This is a genomic window from Frankia alni ACN14a (assembly GCF_000058485.1).
GTDB lineage: Bacteria > Actinomycetota > Actinomycetes > Frankiales > Frankiaceae > Frankia > Frankia alni.
Genome location: NC_008278.1, coordinates 15,455 through 34,899 on the forward strand (window position 1 = coordinate 15,455; position 19,445 = coordinate 34,899).

Sequence of the window (19,445 nt, forward strand, 5' to 3'; positions counted from 1 at the left end):
GTCTCATCCGGCATGGTGGGTCCTCGATGTGACAATCCGTTCGCGCACGGGTACGTTCACCTCGTCCACACGATATGCCCGCCGACGTGCACGCGAATGCTAAAAGGCCTGCCGAGTAATTTCGTCATGCTGTGTCAACGGGTTGAAGGGTACCTCATGGACATCGAGACCGCGCTCAAGGAAGCGATGACAATCGACGGCGCGATCGGTGCTTCGCTCGTCGATTACGAGAGCGGAATGATGCTCGGTTCCGCCGGCGGCGGCCGGACACTCGATCTCGAGGCGGCCTCGGCCGGCAACACCGACGTCGTGCGCGCCAAGGCCCGCACCCTCGACGCGTTGGGGATCAAGGAGGGGATCGAGGACATCCTCATCACCCTCGATCGGCAGTACCACCTGATCCGACTGCTTCACCGGGGCGGCAGCCCGCTGTTCTTCTACCTGGCCCTGGACCGGCCCCGGGCGAACCTCGCGCTCGCGCGGCACAGCCTGCGCGCCATCGCCCGCGGCCTCGACCTCTGACGGCGCCGACCCTCTGACGGCGCCGCCCCTCCTACAGCGCCGGCGGCGTCGGCAGACGCCGAGATGTGAGACCTGTCGGCCCGCGCGGACATCCGTGCGGGAGAAATGAGGCATCGATGAGCACCAGCACGATCACCGATGGGGTACTCGCCGAGCTCCACGCCCTGCGGGACCAGGTTCCGGGCGTCACCAGCAGCGCCGTCGCCTCCGCCGACGGACTGCTCGTCGCCGCCGACGCCGACGGCGTGCGATCCGAGGTGCTCGCGGCCATGGCCGCCGCCGCCCTCGGGCTCGGCCGCTCCACCGGCCAGGAGGCCGGGATGGGACCGCTGCGCGAGGTGATCACCCGTTGTCAGGGCGGGCACATCATCGTCTACGCGATCGGGGAGACCAGGCTGCTCGTCGTCCTGGGCGACGAGGGTCTCGACCTCGAACGGCTGCACCTGCAGTCGCGGCCCGCCGTGACGCGTCTCGCCGGGCTGCTTGCCGCCTGAGACCGCCCGGGGTGCCGGCTGTGCGGGCCGGCGCCGGCGCCCCGGGCGGCGGGCTCACCCGGCCGCCCCTCGTGTCGCCCAGCCTGTGGATAACCGGAGTCGGCACACACGGGCCGATGCGCTCCGGTGGTTCATGTGTTCGAATGCCCCCGTGCAGCCGTGTTCCCTGTGTGGCCATGTGTGGTCGGAGCACCACGGCGCCGGGCAACTGTCTCCCTGGGTGACCTGTGTGTCCGGATCGGTGAGCTGTTTCTGTCGGCGGACGGTCGAGGAGGCCCACCGCGAGATGGGTGGCACCGCCGGGCCGACGTGCGTCACCTGTGGGCAGTGTCCCGCCGAGGACACCCAGTGCCGTCAGTGCCGGGAGGAGCGGCAGCGCCGCGCGGAGGAGGAGTTCGCCGTCTGGTGGGAGCAACTCGGCCGCAGCCGTCGGACCGGCCGCCGCCCGTCCCGCTGACGGTCTCGCCGCCGCTCCCTCTGCGGTCCCGCCGGTCCACGCTGCTGGCCCGCCGCCGGCCACCGACATGCCGGGCGTCGTCGCGTGAACCGCTCCACCCGCCCGACGGTGCGATATTCGCCCGGGGAGCGTCGATCCGTCGCGCGGGCGACGGGAGCGTTCTGCCAAGCTCGTAGGCACAGCATGTCGAGGATCGACGGCGGCCCGGTTCGGCCTGGCGGACGGCGGGTGGGCCGGCCGGCACCGTGCCGCCGCCCGCGCGGGCGCGCCGGCGGTCGGACGGAAGGAGAAGCCCGCCATGGCCTCGCGTACCGCGCGATCGAATGAGGCAAACGAGAAGCGGGATCTGCGGGTCCGGGTCCTGGGGGAGCCGGTCGACGCCTATCCCGAGGTCCCGCCCGAGGTGGCGCGGGGCACCATCCGGCGCATCACGGTCGTCGGGGAGCCCGTCCTGCACCGGCCCTGCCGGAAGATCACGGAGTTCGGCACCCCGGAACTCGCCGCTCTCATCGACGACATGTTCGCCACGATGTACGGCGCCGAGGGGGTCGGGCTCGCCGCGAACCAGATCGACGTCGACGCCGCGCTGTTCGTCTACGACTGCACGGACGAGGACGGCGTCCGGCACGTGGGGCACCTCGCCAATCCGGAGCTGGAGGAGTCCGATCCCGCCGAGCGTCGGCTGGTCAAGGGCGAGGAGGGCTGCCTGTCCGTGCCGGGCGCCTACATGGAGGTCGCCCGGCTCGAACGCGCCGCCGTCCGGGGCCAGGACGCCACCGGTGCCCCCCTGCGGTTGGAGGGCACCGGCTACTTCGCCCGCTGCCTGCAGCACGAGACCGATCATCTGTACGGCGGCCTCTACCTCGACCGGCTGTCCAGCCGGGGACGCAAGAAGGCGCTCAAGGAGATGGAGGAGCGGGCCGAGGAGATCTTCGCCCGCCGCACCGAGGTGGCCGGGACCCTCGGCAAGTAGCCGCCGGCGATCCGTCGGCGGCGGCTACCTCGTCGTCGGCGACCAGCGCGTCGTCGGCGACCAGCGCGTCGTCGGTGGCTGCCGGCGCCGGGGCGGCCGCGACACCGGTCGGCGGGCTGGTGGATCAGTCCCGCCCGGCCGGCCCGTCGTGGCGGCCGGGCCGGACTGCCGGCGGTATCACCCCGCCGATCGGATCACCCCGCCGATCGGATCAGCCCTGCCGGCGGGTGGCGAAGCGCCGCGGGTTGCGGCCCGCGCCCGTCGCCCCGGCCGCACCGGGCAGCCGCGGCGCACCCGGCCCGGACCGGGGACCCCCACCGTCCTCACCGTGTCCTCGCCGCTCCCGCCGGGAACGACGATCCTGCGCCGGTACGCCAGCAGCGTCGGGGATCGGCGACCTGGCCGGGCCGCCGACAAGCGGTGCGGCCAGGTCGGTGAGCGGGGACGTGGCCAGGTCGGCGAGCGGGGAGGTGGCCGGGCCGACGGGCGGGGACACGGCCGGGTCGGCCTCGGGCGCGGTCGCTGCTCCCCCGGCCGCCCGGCGGGGGTCGGCGGGAGCGGTGTCGCGCGGGTGCGGCTTTCGGGATCGGGAACGAGCAGCCATCTGTGCTCCTTTCGGGCAGGGCGATCTCGCGGCGCCACCCCCACGGACACCCCATTCCCGGAATCACGCGAGAAACGACGTGAGAATCGCCGGGTAAACGCCGACCAGTCGCCGACAACGGCACTGATGGGCAGTGGGCGCGCGAGGAGAAGGTTCTACGAGCGGACGAACCAGCAGGACTACCAGGCGTTATGGCGTCTAGCGTGGCCGGAGGTCCGGCGCCACGAGGCCATCGCCCATGTCGGCTGGGGAAGAGGAGAGAATTCGGCCACCCCGCCGCGACGGCGGGTGCACCGGGGCGTTCACACGCCTACTCAGATGCCCATGAACGCAGGTTAGTTCATCGCGGGCGGGCGGGCAAACACTTTGCGCCTGCCGGTCGCGGCGCCGGCGCGACACGGCTGGTCGGCGGCGTCCGATCTCTTCTCCCTCGTACTGGTCGGCCGGCGACCGGCCCACGAAGACGGCGGTCGGCGACTCCGGGGCACTAAGTTCAAGTACCGGCCGGATCGGGCGGTACCCGCGCCAGCCGGCGGAAGCGGGCCGGCGGCACGACGACCCAGAGAAGGGAGCCGGCGGTGGACGCGGCATTGCGGCAGGTGGCCGAGGGGGCGACGGGCTTCATGCCCCCGCAGGAGGGGTTGGCGCTGTACACGGCGGCCACGGCGATCCCGGCCGGCGGGCTGATCTGCGAGGTCGGCACCTACTGCGGCAAGTCCACCCTCTACCTGGCCGCCGCCGCCCGGGCGGCGGGTGGCACCGTGGTCACCGTGGACCATCACCGCGGCTCGGAGGAGAACCAGGCCGGCTGGGAGTACCACGACACGACCCTGGTCGATCCGCGCACAGGCCGCCTCGACACGCTGCCGTTCCTGCGTCGGACGCTGGAACAGGCCCAGGTCGAGGACGTGGTGACGGCGATCGTCGGGCGGTCCGAACAGGTGGGGCGGTGGTGGTCGACCCCGGTAGCGCTGCTCTTCCTCGACGGCGGGCACACGGAGGAGCAGGCCCAGGCCGACTACTCCGCGTGGGGGCGCCACGTGGCTCCCGGCGGCCTGCTGGCCATCCACGACGTGTTCCCCGACCCCGCCGACGGCGGCCAGGCGCCGTACCACGTCCTGCTGCGCGCGCTCGACGAGGGCTTCCGCGAGCAGTCGCGGACCGGGTCGCTGCGGGTGCTACGCCGCGTCGACTGACTGGCAGCCGCACGCCGGCCCCGTGGCCGCCATGGCCGCCGTGGCCGCCATGGCCGCCGTGGCCGGCACCGGCCCGCCTTCCGGTGCTGCCGGTGATGCGGAGCCGGGCGCCCCCAGTGGGTCGCTGTCGGACGCCGGACGCTGCTGGGGCGGGCGCGCCTCCCCCCGGGAGCGGTCGGCGCCGGCGCCGGCGTCGGCGCGGCGCACGAGCGGTCGGTGCAGCCCGGCCGGCAGGTCGTCCCCTCGGAACAGCGTCTCGGTGACCCCCCCGGCCAGCGTGTCGGCCGCGAGGATCACCGCTGCCGCGGTCCACGTCGAACGTTCGACCGGCCAGAACGTGCGGTTGGCGAACTGCCAGCCCGTCCAGTAGCCGCCGTCGTCGTGCCGCAGGTGCTGCATGTCCGCGACCAGCTTGGCCGCGGCGGCCGTCTCGCCGACCAGGTGCAGCGCGATCGCGAGTTCACAGGTCTCCGCGCCGGTCACCCAGGGCTCGTCGTCGACGCAGCGGATCCCCAGGCCGTCGACGACGAAGTCGTCCCAGCGAGCGGCGAGCCGGGCCCGGCCGGCGGAGCGGCGCAGCACCCCGCCGATCACCGGGTAGTACCAGTCCATCGACCAGCGGTCCCGCGGCGCGAAGTACTCGGGATGCGCGACCAGCGCGTGATGCAGCGCGCCGGTCGCCCGCTCCCAGGCCGGCGGCACCTCGCCGACGAGCGCGGCGAGCGCCATCCCGCACCGCAGGCTGTGCAGGGTGCTGGAGCAGCCGGTGAGCAGCGACTCGGGGTAGTCGACGCCGTCCGACCCCCGCGCCCACCAGATCTGGCCGCTGGGGGCCTGCATGTCCACGACGAGGTCGAGCGCCCGGCGCACGACCGGCCAGATCCCGGCGGCGAAGGCGCGGTCCCCGGTGAGCAGCCAGCGGTGCCAGGCGGCCGTCGCCACGTAGGCGCACTGGTTGCTGTCGGCGAAGTCCTCCTTGACCGCACCGGCCACGTGGCTGGTCGCCCACGAGCCGTCGGCCCGCTGGTTGCGGCGCAGCCAGGCCCAGGCGGCGTCGGCCGCGTCGACGAGGCCGCCGAGGTCGAGCGCCATGGCGCATTCGAGATGGTCCCAGGGATCGGTGTGGCCGCCGGGATACCAGGGGATGGCGCCGTCCGGTTCCTGGACGGCGGCGATCGCGGTCGCGGTCGCGGTGAGCGCCTCGGGGGTCAACACCGGTGCAGACTCAACCGACCGCACGCGCTACCTCCGGTTTTCGTAGGTACAGGACGATGCTTTTGCCGATGACCGGATTGAGGATCCGATCGGCGAGCCGCGTCACCAGGGGACGGCGCATCATGTCCCACACCAGCAGCCGGTGGTAAAGCCGCGTCGCCGGATGGTCGTCGTCATGGACACCGACGAGACACCGCAGCCACCAGTACGGCGCGTGCAGGGCGTGGGCGAAGTGGGTGCCGATCGGCTCCAGCCCGACGGCGGTCAGCCGCTCGCGCAGCTCGGACTGCCGGTAGATGCGGATGTGGCCGCCCTCGACGGTGTGATACGCCGTCGACAGGCTCCAGCACACCTGCTCGGGCAGGCGGTTCGGGACGGTGACCGCGACCCAGCCGCCGGGCCGCAGCACGCGGGCGATCTCCGCCATCGCCGCCGTGTCGGCGGGCAGGTGCTCGAGGACCTCGGCGATGATGACCCGGTCGAAGGTGGCGTCCGCGAACGGCAGGGCGAGCGCGTCGCCGCGCACTCCGGCCGCCCGCGCCGCGGCCGGCGCCTGCCCCTCCAGGGCCATCGCGGCGAGCATCGCGTTCACGCCGCCGACCTCGTCGAGGGAGTAGTCCAGCGCGACGACGTCGGCGCCGCGCCGGAACGCCTCGAAGGAGTGGCGCCCGGCACCGCAGCCCAGGTCGAGCAGCCGGCAGCCCGCGGGTACGGGAAAACGATCGAAGTCGACGGTGAGCATGCGGCGCGGGCTCAGCCGGCGAGCGTCGGCGACGCCGACGGGCTTGCAGCGTCCGGGGCCGCCGCCTGGACGGGGGTGACGTCGGGGGTGACGTCGGCGGCGGCGAGCCCGGCCGACCCTGCCGGCCAGGAGGCGGGTGTCGGCGGCGCCCACGACCACGACGAGCCCGGGTAGGGCGAGGTCGGCGTTCCGCCCACCGCCGCGATCCGTTCGGCGTACCAGGCCGCGGTCGCGGCGCTCGCCGCCCGCCAGGAGAACCGCTCCTCCACCCGGCGGCGGCCGGCCGCCCCCATCCGGGCGCGGCGTGCCGGGTCGTCGAGCAGCGCGCGGATGGCCCCGGCCAGCGCGTCCGGATCGCCCGGCGGGACCAGCAGGGCCGCCTCGCCGTCGGCGCCGGCCACCTCGGGCAACGCCCCGGCGGTCGTCGCGACCAGCGGGATGCCACAGGCCATCTCCTCCACCGCGGGCAGGCTGAACCCCTCGTACAGGGAGGGGACGACCGCGACCTCGGCGGAGCGCAGCAGCTCGATCAGCTCCTGCTCCGGCACGTTGGATCGGAACGTCACCGCATCGCCCAGGCCCAGCTCGGTCACCCGGCGCTGCGCCTGCCCGCCCTCGCGGACCTTGCCGATGCAGACCAGGTGCGCGCCACGCTCGGAGCGCAGCTTGGCCAGCGCCTCCAGCAGCACCCCCAGGCCCTTGAGCGGCACATCCGCGCTGGTCACGACCACGATGCGACCCGCGACGGTCGGCGCGGGGGCGTTGGTCGAGGTGGGCGCGGGCGTGAAGACGTCGGCGTCGACCCCGAGGGGCACCGTGTGCATGACCTCCGACGGCAGCTCCATGTCGGTGATGATCTCGCGGCGCGAACTCTCGGACGGGATGACGATGCCGTCCAGCCGCCGCGCCACCCGGGCCTGCATCGGCAGGAACGAGTACCACCGCCGCAGCCCCACCCGGGCGGTGAAGCTCGACGCCGCGGCCAGGCTCAGCCGACGGTCGACGGTGATCGGATGGTGCACGGTGCTCACCACCGGGATCCGGTGGGGCCGCAGCGCCGCCCGCAGCGCCAGCAGTCCGTAGCCGAGCCCCTGGTTGTCATGAACGATGTCGAACGGCGGCCGCCCGCCGGCCGCTCGGGGCCGCAGCGCCTGGTAGGCGCGCAGGCTGAACGACAGCGGCTCGGAGAACTGGCCGGTGCGCATCATCCCGAACTCGACGACGTCGGGCAGCGCGCGCAACTCCGCCAGGCCCGGCCAGCGAAACGGGTCCGAGTCGCGGTAGAGGTCCAGGCTCGGCAGCTCGGTGAGGCCGACCCCGTCGTCGAGGTCGGGGTACGGCGGCCCGCTCAGCACCTGCACGTGGTGCCCCAGGGCGACCAGTTCGCGGGACAGATGTCGGACGTACACACCCTGACCACCGCAGGTGGGCAGGCTCCGGTACGACAACAACGCAATCCGCAACTGTGCGCCCTCCGTCCGTTTCGGGCCAGTCCTGGTCCCTCGACGTCGAGGGTGGCGCCGCTTCTTTCGCACATTAGGACATTCGGATCCGATCTTCACTGTGTTCGGATGTGACGCCAGCGGCCGGCCGGGTCGCGGACCGGCCGGCCGCTGGCGTGCGTCGACCTGCGGATCCGTCGGGTCCACACGTCCGAGGGACGCGCGGACCCGACGGGCCGTGGGGCCGTGGGGCCGCCTGTGGATCACTAGCCGCCTGTGGATGACCGACCGCCTGTGGATGGCGGCTCGGTTCGGGTCGGCTCGGTCAGTCGTTGTCCACAAGGACGACCTCGGCGGGAATGTTGCCCTTCGTGGCCCGGGAATACGGGCACATCGCGTGTGCCGCCTCGAGCAGTTCCTGGGCGGTGGCCCGCTCGAGCCCGGGGATCTGCGCCTCGATCCTCGCGCCCAGGCCGATGGCGCCGTCGTCGTCCCGGATCAGGTCGATGGTCACCGACACCGCCGAGTCGGTGACGTCGGCCTTCTTGCCGCGCGCGACGGCCTTGAGCGCGCTGTGGAAGCAGGCCGCGTAGCCGGTGGCGAACAGCTGCTCCGGGTTGGTGCCCGGCCCGTCGTCGCCGCCGACCCCCTTCGGGATGGACAGCTGGAGGTCCACCCGGTTGTCGCTGGATGCCACCCGCCCCTCGCGGCCGCCCCATGCGGTCGAGGTCGCCGAGTAGATCGTGGTCGCCATGCTGCCTCCGTGTGATGCTGGGCGTCGCCGTGCGGATACCGTCCGACGGCGACGTGGGCTGTCGGCGCTCCGTGGAGCCTGTCAGATTTACGCAACCAAGCTGGTGCCCTAAATATTCGCGGTCCACACCCCCGTTTCGCGCTTAGCCTGAGCGGATGGTGCAGCAGGAGACGGGGCAGCTCGACCGGCCGCGGCGGGGACGCCCCCGTGACGCGACGATCGACACCCGCGTGCTCTCCGCCGCCGTGGACGAACTCGCCGAGCACGGCGTCGGCGGGTTCAGCGTGAACCGGGTCGCGGCCCGCGCCGGCGTCGCCAAGCGAGGCATCTACGTGCGCTGGCCGGCCCGCGACGACCTCGTCCTGCACGCGCTCGGGACCCTGGCGGCCGGGCTCGTGCCCCCGCGCACCGGATCGCTGCGCTCCGACCTCATGCACCTCGCGCCCCTCGTCGACGCGGTGTTCACCGAGCCGCGGCTGTCGATCCTCGCCCGGTGCATGGCCGAACTGCGCCGCTTCCCCGCGATGTACGCGGCGTTCCGGCGCGAGTCGGTCGACCGCTGCGCGGCCGCCATCGAGGACGCCCTGCACGACGCCGTCACCCGGGGCGAGGCCCGGGCCGACCTCGACACCGACCTCGCCGCGGGGGCGTTCCTGGGCGCCCTGCTGGCCCGGCACGCCTTCGGCGGCGCCCGCCAGCCCCTCGACGACCCCGCCTTCCACGGCCGTCTCGTCGACTTCTGCGTCGCGGCCGTCCAGCGGGTCACCGCGGCGCCCGCCAGCCCCTCCACCTGACTGAGCCCCTCCCCCTGAGCCCCGACCGGCCGGGCGCCGTTCGCCGACAGATCCCCGACCCGTCCGCGGGGCATCGTGCGTGCACCGTTCGCGGGGCAGTATCCGTGCCCCGTTCGCGGGGCGGCATCCGTGCCCCGTTCGCGGGCACGGCGTCGACTGAGCGCCGTCCGTCCGACCTCCATCCACCCGTCCGTTCCGTCGGGTGCTCCCCCGGCACGAGGCACGGTGGATCACGGGGGCACGGTGGTGGTCACCGTGCGGCCCACGCCTCGTTGTCCACAGCGGTCTCCCTTGGAGGACAGCGTTCGCCGCCGAGCGGCGCCCGCGGGCGGGCACCGTGCTGTCCACAGCTCGACAGTGCCCATCCGGCGCGCGAGCATGCCGACCCCATGCCGCTCGGTGGGCCGTCCACAGACGAGCGGTGACCCTCGACGTCGATCGCGACCCTGGACATGCGCTGTCCACAGGCGCTGTCGGTGTCCGCACGGGGGGTGTGTGCGTTCCACCCGTGCGGCGGTGCACTGTCCGGCGCCGGGATGGTCGCTCATGAGCAGCGTCCACCATCACGGTGCCCGGCGATGGTGGGCGCCCGTATCGCTCGGTGTCTTCGGCCAGGCTCGCGAGGCCTGCCACGATCAGCTTCCTGACCAGGGTCTTTGTGGGTTCTCCACAGGGGAAAGGCCGGCCGTGCCGGTCGTGGGGACGTTCCTTGACGGTCACCGCCGACCGCCTGCCGTGCCGCCTGTGGACAACGCTCGGTGCGTCCGCCGTGCTGCCCGTTGAGGAGCACGGCGGACGCACACGGTGACCACCAGTGGTCACCGTGGCCGAGGATTCGGCGCTGTCCACAGGGGCGCGGGTTCGCGCGGCGAACGGCGCCTGACGGTCGTCCCCCGACGTTCCGGTCCAGCTCGACGAGGCTTCGGCGCGGGCACCGTGCCAGCCGCGGTCGCTGACCAACCACGACCTGCGTGGTGCCGACCCCGGAGCCGTGGGCGCCCGCCCGCACGGCACCCGTCCACAGCAGGCGAGCGTCGATCCGCCCGGTCCCCGGGCGGTCATGGTTACTTCCGTGGACGGTCACCCGCGTCGATGCCCGACACCCGCCAGTCGAGAAATCCACACCTCATCCATGGGCACCGTGGACGGATTGGCGCCGCAGCGGGCATCCGACCCAGCCGTCACCGCCAGGTCGGCGACGGTGTCCACAGGTGCGGCCGGGGCGGGATGGCCGCGAATCGTCCGCGGGCACCGTGCGGCGCAACGCCGGGTCGGCCCGAGGCCCATCCATGACCACCCCGAGTGCGCCCGCCGAGGCCCGCGGGCGCGGGCACGATCTCGGGACGCCGGGCGAGCGCACGGGGCCGCCGGTTGGTGTCCGAGAGCCCCGGGAGAGCCCCGGGAGGGCCGCGCCGCGGTCGTCCCCAGCTCGCCGGTGGGCATCGCCAGCTCTCGGGTGGGCATCGTCGCTTCCCGGTGCCCCCCGGGGACGACGCCGAGAATGGCGAGGCCGGACGCACACCATCCACAACCGTCGTCGGTGCCCCCGGACAACCTGCACGGATGCCAGCGCACCGCCCATGAGCACCGTGCTGTGCACGGGCTCCCCCGCGGCGACCGCCGTCGCCGGCAAGTCCCCGTGCGCGGGCACCGTGTTCCCCCAGCGATGCCCGGCAGGGAGAGCGTCGTCGCGGACCGGTCCGCGTGCGCGGGCATCGTGGCTCCTCACCGCCGGCCGCGACGGATGGTCGCGTGAGCATGCCGACCCGACAGGGGGGACCGCGCTGTCCCCAGGGGTGACGGTGACCGTCCCTCAGGGGTGCCGGTGACCGTCGGCGCCTCCTGTCTCCGGGGTCGCGCTCCACCGGGCGGCCTGGTGCCCGGTGGGAGCCCCGCGCGTTCGGTGCAGGGGTGGTGTCGGGATCCGCGGGCGCCCGCAGGACCGGCGACGGGCAGCGGTCCCGCTCATCGGTACGCGGGGAGGGCACCCGTGCGGACCGGTCACGCTACGGCCAAGACCGCGCATCAAGCCACGCACGGCCCCGTTGACCAGGGACTATTCCGGTCATGCACAGGGGGTGGGCGGCCGGCGCCGGCCGCCGGCGGGGCCCCACGACCCACTCTCGCCCGGCACGTCACGCGTCCTGTGGAAAACTCCCCGTCCCTCCCGACCAGCCTCACCGTGGGGCAGTGTGCTCGGCACCCTGCCCATGGATGAGCAGCGTGGGTGACGGTCGGGCCTTGTCCACAGGCCGAGCGAACACGTGGCGAAGGGCCGCCCCACGGTCGCCCTCCCTGGGCTCCCGTCCTGCTCGACGGGGCTTCGCGCCGGGCATCGTGCGCGGCTGGACGCTGACCACGACGGGGTCGTGCGCCCGGGCGGACGGGGCGTCAGCGATCCGGCGGGTAGCCGTCCACAGCAGTGGGAGCCCGGCACCGGCCGTCCTCCCGACCGGTCATGGTCACTTCCGCGAACGGTTGCCCGGGTTGGAGCCCGAAGCCCGCCGGCCCGGACATCCACAGCTCATCCGTGGGCACCGTGAGCTGGAACGGTGCGGCGGCGACGGCCATCTGCCGGGGTGCCGCCACCGTGCCCAGACGGTGTCCACAGGCGCGGCCGGTCTCGGCACCCCGAGCCCCCTGCGGGCTTGTCCCCAGCCCTGCGGTGGGCATCGTCTGCGCGCTCCCGCCGCCAGGGTGGTCACCGTTGCGCCGGGGTACGCGCCGGTTCGGCGCGGGATGCTCTTCGGGGTTGGGCGCGCTGGTCATCAGGCGGACGCCGCTCCCGCATGGAAACCGTGCGCCGATGCAACCGTGACCCTCAGCGGGGCACCCCGGGGTTATCCACAGGGCCTACCTGCGGGCGGGCGCGCCGAGGGGGCAGATGTCGGCGACCGCCGGCGGATGCGCGGCGAAGCGCTGCGCGACCCATGCCACGAGGTCGTTCATCGACGCGCCGAGGATCGAGCCATGGTCAGCCTGTGGGTAGCGCCGGTAGTCCACCGTCGTGCCCTTGCCGCACAGCCGGCTGACCACAGTGTCGGTGACCGGCCGGCGAATGATCGCGTCGCGGTCACCCTGAAGGATGAGCGTGGGAGCCATTCGTCGCAGGATGTCGTCCCGTTGCCGTGCGAATCCCGCGGCGAACGGCGGGTGCGTGAGCGGATCCGTGGTGAAGGCCGTGTGGATCGACGAGCCGACGCTCGCCCTGGTCACCTCGCCGGCGCATCGCGTCCGGGCGACCGCCAGCAGCCGCCGGCCGGTCGGGGTGAGGTAGCGGTCCAGGTCGATCCGCGGATCGTCGACGACCAGGCCGATCATCGCGAGCAGCAGGTATCCGACGCCGTCTGGGCCGCGCTGCAGCGTGGTGAGCGAGGCGGGCAGGTCCGCCAGCGGTGCGGTCGCGACCACACCGCGGATGCGCAGCTCCGGGGCATAGCCGGCGGCCAGCGCCCCGGCGGCGAGGACCGCCTGCCCGCCCTGTGAATAACCCCAGAGGACGACGTCGCGGCCGGCTCCCGTCTCGGGGAGGGAACGGGCAGCGCGGGCGGCGTCGAGCACCGCCCGCCCCTCGGGGCCGGCGATGTAGATCGCATGCTCGCCGGGGACACCCAACCCGGCGTAGTCGGTCAGCGCGACGACGTATCCGGCCTGGACCAGCGGGAACGTCCAGGCGGCCGCGGCCAGCGGCGGACGGGCGCGCGAAGGCGCACAGGAATCCCTGATGCCGGTCGTACCGTGGCCGAACGACACAACCTTGCGGCCACCGGCGGGCACCGGAACATCTGTGCCCGGAGCGAGAATGATGCCGGAGACCGCGGCTGCGCCCGTGCCGGTCGGCCGGGACGAGTAGGTGACCCGCCAGGCGCGGATACCGGCCGGGACCGGTGTGACGACCTCCCGGGAGAGCAGCTCGCCGGCGGCACGCTGCGGCCGGGTCGGCCGGCCGGACGCCCGCGCGTCGTCGCGGGTCGCGACGCCTTGTTCGCTGTCGCGGGTCGCGACGCTCTGTTCGCTGTCGCGGGTCGCGACGCTCTGCTCGCCGGTGACGTCGCCCCGCCGGCCGCAGCCGGCCAGCGGGATCAGCCCCAGCACGACAAGCAGCACCAGAAGTGGCACCCGGACCATCCCGGGACCGGACCGGCGCCCGGGCCCTCGCCGCGCGGCCGGGCCGGCGGCGCCTGGCCCGGCCGGGGAACGGTGGCGGTGCTCCCGGCCGTCCGATCGGGTCGCGCACGGACCGGCAGAAGTCGGCGCATCATCGTCCGGATCGGGCTGCGGGAATTGCACGAATGAAGACTATGGTTCCTGTTCTGGCAAACAAGTGGCGGTCCGAGCCGTCATGGTCCCGATGGTCGACGCGGGTTCGTTCCCCGTCCCGCTCCGCCCCGCCGCGTCGGCCGGAGCCACCCGAACGGATCAGTCGCGGACCGTTCGGACGGCGTGATCCGGCGCCTTCCGCCGGGTTCCCACGCGAGGCCGATCTGTGCGCTTGATGTGGACCGCAACTGTGGACCTCCTGTGGATCGAGGCAGATCCCCGCAGGTGCCGGTCGTGGCGGCGCGGGCGCTCGATACCCTTACGGTGTCCGCAGGCGGGCTGGTGCGGTGGGGTGGACGTCACCGTCATCTCAACGGACGCGTCCGACCCGTCGCCCGAAGCCGTCGGAGGCCCGCGATTGTGACCACGTTCGCGTCGAACACGTTCGCGTCGAGCACGCTCGCCCTGGGCCCCAGCGCGATCAGTGCTGACAGCCTCATCAAGGCGGGGTTGGCCGTCGTCCTGCTGATCGTCTTCGCGGAATCCGGGCTGTTGATCGGGTTCTTTCTCCCCGGGGACTCCCTGCTGTTCACCATGGGGATGCTGATCGCCAGGGACGAGGTCTCCACGCCGTTGCCGGTCGCGATGATCCTGATCGGGCTGGCGGCTGTCGCGGGCGACCAGGCGGGGTATCTGATCGGCCGAAAGGCCGGCCCGGCGCTGTTCCGGCGTCCCGACTCCCGGCTGTTCAAACAGGAGTACGTCGAGCAGGCGGAGGCGTTCTTCGCGAAGAACGGCCCGCGCTCCATCGTGCTTGCCCGGTTCGTTCCGATCGTGCGGACCTTCACCCCGGTCATCGCCGGGGCGAGCCGGATGAACTACCGGATCTTCACCATCTACAACATCATCGGCGGGTTGCTCTGGGGCTGTGGAGTGACTCTGCTCGGTTTCTATCTCGGAAAGATAGATTTCATTCGCAACAACATCGAGGCCATGCTCGTTCTGGTCGTCCTGGTCTCGGTGGTACCGATCATCATCGAATACCTCCGGAGCCGGCGGAAGCGCGCGCGGGGGATCGCCGGGTCCGCCGGGTCTGCCGCCGCCGGGTCTGCCGCCGCCGGCCCGACGGCCGGGGCTCCGACGCCGGCCGGGGATCCGACGGCGAGTCAGGCCCGCTACGGCGGTCTGCCGGCCGACGGCGGCGACGAGGACGGCTGGCGCCAGGGTGAGGAGCAGGGCACGGATCCCTCCGTCACCATGCGTCTGCGCCGTGGCGGCGGTGGAGGTGGCGGTGGCCGTCACTCGGCGGCCCATCGCCGCGAGACCGCCCGGGACTGAGCCCGGCAGCCGGTTCACAGGGAAGATGCCGCGGCGGTTCACGGAAAACGGCCTGGCCAGATGGGTCCCGACGGGCTCCGCGCCGATACGGGGGGAGTCGACGGGACGCCCGCCGGGACCTGTCAACCGTATCGGGTCATCGGGGCATTGTCGCCCCGCTGATCGCGCACCGAAGTACGGAAATGCAGGTAGCGTGTGCCATGTCGGTAAAATGTGACGATCATCTCACTCGAAGCGGGTGGCCGGTCGGTCTGCGGGCGCCCGAGGCCACGCCTGCCTCGCTGCGTCCGCTGGCGCTGCGCCGCGCCGCTCGGGCCGAGCCCCGCATCGGGCCGCGGTCCTGATCACAGCGCGTCGAGCCCGCGCTCGCCCGTGCGCACCCGGGCCAACGTCTCGACGGGCAGCACCCAGATCTTCCCGGCCCCGCTCGCCGTCGAACCGGCCGAGCGAAGGATCACGCTCACCACATCCTCGGCGTCGGAATCGGCGACGACACACTCGATTCGCACGGCGCTCACCGACTCGTCGTGGAACGTCCGTCCGCGGTATGTCTCGGTGCGCCACAGTTCGGTGCCGAATCCGGTTACCTGGCTGAGGGTCATACCATGGATACCGTAGGTGCCGAGGGCGGCTCGCACGTCGTCGACGCGGTGTGGGCGCAGGATCGCGGTGACCAGTTTCACGGCGTTTTCTCGTCCTCGCTTCCTGAGTGAGGTTTCGTCGCGGGGAAGCGTAGAGCCGACAGGTGACGGTTTCGTCTCGAGAACGTGATCGGATCGGGAACGTGATCGGATCGGGATCGTCATCGGATCGGGATCGTCATCGGATGGTGCAACGAAAGGAACAGTAGATGTCCCTGCTCGACCGCGGAACTCCCCCCGACCCGTATGACGTGCTTCCGGTGCGCCCATCCTTCGATGTGACCAGCACGGATCTCGTCGACGGCGGCGTCCTGCCGCTTGACCACGTGTACACGGACGCCGGCGGCGCGAACCTCTCCCCGCAGCTGTCGTGGTCCGGCCATCCCGCCGGGACGGAGAGCTTCGTCGTCACCGCCTACGATCCGGATGCGCCGACCGGTAGCGGCTTCTGGCACTGGGTGCTGGTCGACATTCCCGGCTCGGTGACCCAGCTGCCGCGCGGCGCGGGCGGCGGAGCGTTCACCGGCCTGCCGGGCGGGGCCTACCACGTCCGCACCGACTGGGGTACCAAGGAGTACGGCGGCGCCGCGCCTCCGCAGGGCGACGTGCCGCACCGCTACGTCTTCACCGTCCACGCGGTCGACGTGCCCAAGCTCGGGATCAACGACGAGGTCTCGCCGGCGGTCGTCGGCTTCAACCTCGCCTTCCACACCCTCGCCCGGGCCGTGCTGCGGGTGACCTACCAGCACTGAGTATCGGCCCGCCGGCCCCGCATCCCGCGCCGGTGTGGCGGGCGGCGGCGCGCCGGCGGCGGGCAGCGGTGGGCGGCCGCCCGGCACCACGGTGGGAACTGGAGCACCGTCATTTCCGTCGCGTTTCCGATGCGTTCCCGCTGGAAGCGGACCGTTGGCCGGGGTGCCGGGCCCCGGCCGGCGGTCGGTCATGCCGTCTTTTCCTGGCATACCGCACCCGTGCGGGGGGAGTCTGGAACCGACTCACCCGCGGGAGGAACTGCATGGGCGACGGTAGACAGACGGATGTGAGCGGTGTCGGTGCGGCCGGCGCCTATGACGCCCGCCGGATCTGGGAGGTGGGGGAGCCGATCCACGCGGTCATCTACTTCCACCCCGCGGTCCGCCGCTTCGGGGAGGAGGCCGGCTCCCACGGCTTCTGGATGGGGTACATCGGCATGCGGGCCGCACCGCTCGGGGCCGCGTCCGCGGCGACGATCACTTCGGCGTTCTACAACTTCGCGCCGCGGCGGATCGCACGCTCGGTGCCCGACGTCTGGGCCTACTCCTCGCCGGCCCGGCTGCTCGACGCCCGCCTCGCGGCGATGGACGCCGTCCTGCGCGAGCTGTGGGGGCTGGACACGACGGGCGTGGCGGTGCGGCGCGCCGCGGCGCTCGCCGGCCGGGCGGCGGCGGCCGCGGTCACCGCCGGGCGGCCGCTCGCCGCCGCCAACGCCGCCCTGCCGCTTCCCGCCGAGCCGCACCTGGCGCTCTGGCAGGCACTGACGACGCTGCGGGAGCACCGGGGCGACGGGCACATCGCGGCCCTCGTGCACGCCGAGGTCGGCCCGTGCGAGGCGCTGGTTCTCGCCGCGGCCACCGGGCGCAGCCCCGGCGAGCAGCTACGGATCTCGCGCGGCTGGAACGAACGGGAGTGGGCGGACGCGGTCCACAACCTCGCCGCCCGGGGCTGGCTCACCGCCGACGGCGCGTTGACCGAGCGCGGCGCCCAGGCCCGGGCCGGGATCGAGGACGCCACCGACCAGTTGGCGTCGACCCCCTACCTGGCCCTGAGCGCAGACGAGCTCGGTGACCTGTACGCAACGCTCTACGGGCTCGCCGAGCGGGCGGCGCTGGGTGGCGGGTTCACCTGGCCCAACCCCATCGGGTTGGACTGGCCGCCGTCCTCCGAGCGAGCGATGGCGGATCTGGGCCAGCCGGCGGATCTGCGTCAGCCGGTGGAGCTGGGCTCGACCGAGGGGTAGCCGTAGCCTCCCGTGAACGGCTCCTCGCCGAACGCGTCGCCGTCGAACCCCGCGTCGTCGGCGACGCCTTCGGCGCCGACGCGGCGCAGCCGACCCGGACCGAGATCCGGCGGGTCCAGCTCCGCCGGGTCGAGGTCGTCCGGGGTCAGGTTGGTGTCGTCGACCTCGCCGTGCATCTTCGACCCGTTCAGGACCACCGGGATCTCCAGATCACCGACCACGTGCTCGACGTAGAAGGCACGGGCGCCGATGAGCCACAGCGCGAAGCCCGGATCGAGCCGCGGCAGCAGGTCGGCGGCGACGTCGGTGAGCCCCAGCGCCTCCTGGGTGTCGGCGATCTGGTCGGACGCCTGCTTGTACAGGATGCGGATCGCGGTCTCGGCGAGCAGGCCCTTGGCGATCTCCACCGAGTCCGGGGAGGCGGACAGCAGGTCGGAGATGCGATGGGCGACGATCGCGTTGGCACAGCCCCACTGGCGGGCGAGCTTCTGCTGCGCCGAGAGCCGGCGGACGAGCCCCGCGAAGCGCATCAGCCGCCAGCACTCGTCGTAGACCACGTAGCGCTGGACGCCGTCCTGGCGCATCAGGGCCGCTTCCATCCACGCCTGCGCACAGGTCATGATCAGCGCGATCATCTCGTCGCTGCCCTGGACCCGCTCCAGGTTGAGCACGGCGATCGGCCGGTCGAAGTCCAGTGGGGAGGTCGTCGGCCCGTCGAACAGGCCGCCGAGCGCGCCGTGGGTGAGCCGGCGCAGCGTCAGGGTGGCGTCCCGGGAGGCGTCGCGCAGCTCGGTAGCCGTCATCGGCAGGTTGACGCAGTCCTCCTCGGCGGGATCGGTCATCGCCTCCAGGACGTGCGGGAGCAGCGGGGTTGCCCAGCGTTCCGGCGAGGTGCCGCTGATCTGCCGGGTGACGACGTCGAGGGCGAGATCCACGGCGGTGTGCTCGGCCGGGGTCAGCGGCACGCCCTTCGCCGTCTCGATCAGCGACGACAGCAGCGACGACCTGGCCCGCTTGACCTCCCGCGCCCAGTCCGCGTCGGCGATGCCCCGGGGGCGCGGCGGCGCGTCCAGCGGGTTGAGCCGGGTCGCCATGCCCGGACCGATGTAGGTGGGCTCGCAGCCGAGCCGGCGGGCCAGCCGGGTGTACTCACCCTTGGGATCACAGGGCACCGCCGCCTGGTAGCCGAACGCCGCGCCGCGGGAGATCAGCGTTTTGAGCAGCGCCGACTTGCGGGAACCGACCGCGCCGAACACGGCGAAGTTCGGGTTCTCGATGACCTGCTGGCGGTAGAGCTCGAAGACGTCGAAGTCGAACGAGTTGCCCGACCAGACGTGCCGACCGATGTACATCCCGGGCGCGGCCAGCCCGGAGTCGACCACGAACGGGTAGATGCCGGCGATCTGCGCCGTCGTCTCCATGTGCGCGGGCAGCCGCATCCGGTGGAAGGCACGCCCGGCGAAGGGGCCGAGCAGCTTCGAGGGCTGCGCGCCGCGGCGCAACGCCGCCTGGGCGCGGCGCATCGCGGCCTTCTCCGCCGCGGCGGCGGCCCGTTCCGCCCGCCGGCCCCGGCGGGGCGAGGGGGGCGGCGGGGGAGTCGCCCGGCGCCGGCGCGGACCGCCCCCCAGGTCGACGAAGCCCTCGGCGTCACGTCCCGGGTCGTGCCCGGCCGCCTCGTACGCCGCGGCCTGGTAGCCGTCCGGGTCGTAGCCGGCCTCGTCGTAGCTGGGCGGGTCGAGGTCGTCGAAGCCGGCATCCTCGAAGCCCGCCTCGTCGTATGCGGGCTGGCCGTCGTACCCAGTCTGGTCGTCGTACCCGGGCCGGCTGTCGTAGCCGGGCTGGCCGTCGTAACCGGGCTGGCCGTCGTGACCGACCTCGTCGCCGACGCCGCCGTATCCGTTCGTCTCGTAGGTGGCCTCGGGGGTGGCCCCCTTGGGGCCGGCCACCGCGGAGGCGAGGTCACCCGTCGGGTACCCGACTGGGATCGGCACGAAGCCGCCACGGCCGCCAGCCGAAC

16 protein-coding genes are annotated in these 19,445 nt (G+C 73.1%); 8 read left to right on the forward strand and 8 right to left on the reverse strand.

Translation table 11 applies throughout. The features are described from left to right. Positions 1 to 156 precede the first annotated feature (156 nt). The 3 genes from FRAAL_RS00110 (at position 157) to def (ending at position 2,446) form a co-directional block, all read left to right on the forward strand. On the forward strand, positions 157 to 522 hold the full coding sequence (locus FRAAL_RS00110; RefSeq protein ID WP_041938591.1) for a hypothetical protein: 366 nt from the start codon (positions 157 to 159) through the stop codon (positions 520 to 522). A gap of 116 nt (positions 523 to 638) precedes the next feature. Then, positions 639 to 1,016, forward strand: a complete 378-nt coding sequence (locus FRAAL_RS00115; RefSeq protein ID WP_011601284.1) for a roadblock/LC7 domain-containing protein — start codon at positions 639 to 641, stop codon at positions 1,014 to 1,016. Between the two features lie 755 nt (positions 1,017 to 1,771). Then, entirely contained in the window at positions 1,772 to 2,446 is a 675-nt protein-coding gene (gene def / locus FRAAL_RS00125) for a peptide deformylase (protein ID WP_011601287.1), read from the forward strand. 211 nt (positions 2,447 to 2,657) lie between these two features. Here the strand turns inward: def and FRAAL_RS00130 are convergent, their stop codons facing one another. Then, positions 2,658 to 3,050 (reverse strand): hypothetical protein, encoded by a 393-nt coding sequence (locus FRAAL_RS00130; protein WP_011601288.1) that lies wholly within the window; start codon positions 3,048 to 3,050, stop codon positions 2,658 to 2,660. Between the two features lie 578 nt (positions 3,051 to 3,628). Here FRAAL_RS00130 and FRAAL_RS00135 point away from each other — a divergent pair. Further along, positions 3,629 to 4,246 carry a class I SAM-dependent methyltransferase gene (locus FRAAL_RS00135; RefSeq protein ID WP_011601290.1) on the forward strand — a complete coding sequence of 206 codons (618 nt, stop codon included), beginning with the start codon at positions 3,629 to 3,631 and terminating at the stop codon, positions 4,244 to 4,246. Here FRAAL_RS00135 and FRAAL_RS00140 read toward each other — a convergent pair. From FRAAL_RS00140 to FRAAL_RS00155, 4 genes are all read right to left on the reverse strand, one after another. Further along, on the reverse strand, positions 4,229 to 5,485 hold the full coding sequence (locus FRAAL_RS00140) for a hypothetical protein (protein WP_011601291.1): 1,257 nt from the start codon (positions 5,483 to 5,485) through the stop codon (positions 4,229 to 4,231). The two genes, FRAAL_RS00135 and FRAAL_RS00140, sit on opposite strands and share 18 nt — an antisense overlap. Continuing rightward, complete coding sequence (locus FRAAL_RS00145; RefSeq protein ID WP_011601292.1) at positions 5,472 to 6,203, reverse strand: class I SAM-dependent methyltransferase; 732 nt, start codon at positions 6,201 to 6,203, stop codon at positions 5,472 to 5,474. Before FRAAL_RS00145 ends, FRAAL_RS00140 begins: the two co-directional genes overlap by 14 nt. 11 nt (positions 6,204 to 6,214) lie before the next feature. Next, a complete protein-coding gene (locus FRAAL_RS00150) occupies positions 6,215 to 7,666 on the reverse strand; it encodes a glycosyltransferase family 4 protein (protein WP_041938593.1) in 1,452 nt (483 codons plus the stop codon). A 304-nt stretch (positions 7,667 to 7,970) separates the two neighbouring features. Continuing rightward, positions 7,971 to 8,399, reverse strand: a complete 429-nt coding sequence (locus tag FRAAL_RS00155) for an organic hydroperoxide resistance protein (protein ID WP_041938594.1) — start codon at positions 8,397 to 8,399, stop codon at positions 7,971 to 7,973. Positions 8,400 to 8,554: 155 nt separating this feature from the next. Between FRAAL_RS00155 and FRAAL_RS00160 the strand changes: the two genes are divergently transcribed. Further along, the gene (locus FRAAL_RS00160; protein ID WP_011601295.1) at positions 8,555 to 9,193 is read left to right on the forward strand and encodes a TetR/AcrR family transcriptional regulator; all 639 of its coding nucleotides are present in this window, start codon (positions 8,555 to 8,557) and stop codon (positions 9,191 to 9,193) included. 2,853 nt (positions 9,194 to 12,046) lie between these two features. Here the strand turns inward: FRAAL_RS00160 and FRAAL_RS00170 are convergent. Next, entirely contained in the window at positions 12,047 to 13,321 is a 1,275-nt protein-coding gene (locus FRAAL_RS00170; RefSeq protein WP_063822579.1) for a lipase family protein, read from the reverse strand. 552 nt (positions 13,322 to 13,873) lie between these two features. Between FRAAL_RS00170 and FRAAL_RS00175 the strand changes: the two genes are divergently transcribed. Beyond that, positions 13,874 to 14,791: a DedA family protein gene (locus tag FRAAL_RS00175; RefSeq protein WP_011601299.1), complete on the forward strand. Its 918-nt coding sequence runs from the start codon at positions 13,874 to 13,876 to the stop codon at positions 14,789 to 14,791. 344 nt (positions 14,792 to 15,135) lie between these two features. On the opposite strand, the gene FRAAL_RS00180 is transcribed toward FRAAL_RS00175, so the two are convergent. Continuing rightward, the gene (locus FRAAL_RS00180) at positions 15,136 to 15,474 is read right to left on the reverse strand and encodes a P-II family nitrogen regulator (protein ID WP_011601300.1); all 339 of its coding nucleotides are present in this window, start codon (positions 15,472 to 15,474) and stop codon (positions 15,136 to 15,138) included. A gap of 167 nt (positions 15,475 to 15,641) precedes the next feature. Here FRAAL_RS00180 and FRAAL_RS00185 point away from each other — a divergent pair, with 167 nt between their 5' ends. Continuing rightward, complete coding sequence (locus FRAAL_RS00185; protein WP_041938595.1) at positions 15,642 to 16,184, forward strand: YbhB/YbcL family Raf kinase inhibitor-like protein; 543 nt, start codon at positions 15,642 to 15,644, stop codon at positions 16,182 to 16,184. Positions 16,185 to 16,447: 263 nt separating this feature from the next. Continuing rightward, entirely contained in the window at positions 16,448 to 17,428 is a 981-nt protein-coding gene (locus FRAAL_RS00190) for an SCO6745 family protein (RefSeq protein WP_011601302.1), read from the forward strand. On the opposite strand, the gene FRAAL_RS00195 is transcribed toward FRAAL_RS00190, so the two are convergent. Then, positions 17,395 to 19,419, reverse strand: a complete 2,025-nt coding sequence (locus FRAAL_RS00195; RefSeq protein ID WP_011601303.1) for a conjugal transfer protein TraC — start codon at positions 19,417 to 19,419, stop codon at positions 17,395 to 17,397. The genes FRAAL_RS00190 and FRAAL_RS00195 overlap by 34 nt on opposite strands. Positions 19,420 to 19,445 lie beyond the last annotated feature (26 nt).

Excerpts from the sequence above, each read along its gene's own strand:
- FRAAL_RS00110 (WP_041938591.1), top strand. The coding sequence starts at position 157 with ATGGACATCGAGACCGCGCTCAAGGAAGCGATGACAATCGACGGCGCG.
- FRAAL_RS00115 (WP_011601284.1), top strand. The coding sequence starts at position 639 with ATGAGCACCAGCACGATCACCGATGGGGTACTCGCCGAGCTCCACGCC.
- def (WP_011601287.1), top strand. The coding sequence starts at position 1,772 with ATGGCCTCGCGTACCGCGCGATCGAATGAGGCAAACGAGAAGCGGGAT.
- FRAAL_RS00130 (WP_011601288.1), bottom strand. The coding sequence starts at position 3,050 with ATGGCTGCTCGTTCCCGATCCCGAAAGCCGCACCCGCGCGACACCGCT.
- FRAAL_RS00145 (WP_011601292.1), bottom strand. The coding sequence starts at position 6,203 with ATGCTCACCGTCGACTTCGATCGTTTTCCCGTACCCGCGGGCTGCCGG.
- FRAAL_RS00155 (WP_041938594.1), bottom strand. The coding sequence starts at position 8,399 with ATGGCGACCACGATCTACTCGGCGACCTCGACCGCATGGGGCGGCCGC.
- FRAAL_RS00160 (WP_011601295.1), top strand. The coding sequence starts at position 8,555 with ATGGTGCAGCAGGAGACGGGGCAGCTCGACCGGCCGCGGCGGGGACGC.
- FRAAL_RS00170 (WP_063822579.1), bottom strand. The coding sequence starts at position 13,321 with ATGGTCCGGGTGCCACTTCTGGTGCTGCTTGTCGTGCTGGGGCTGATC.
- FRAAL_RS00185 (WP_041938595.1), top strand. The coding sequence starts at position 15,642 with ATGTCCCTGCTCGACCGCGGAACTCCCCCCGACCCGTATGACGTGCTT.
- FRAAL_RS00190 (WP_011601302.1), top strand. The coding sequence starts at position 16,448 with ATGGGCGACGGTAGACAGACGGATGTGAGCGGTGTCGGTGCGGCCGGC.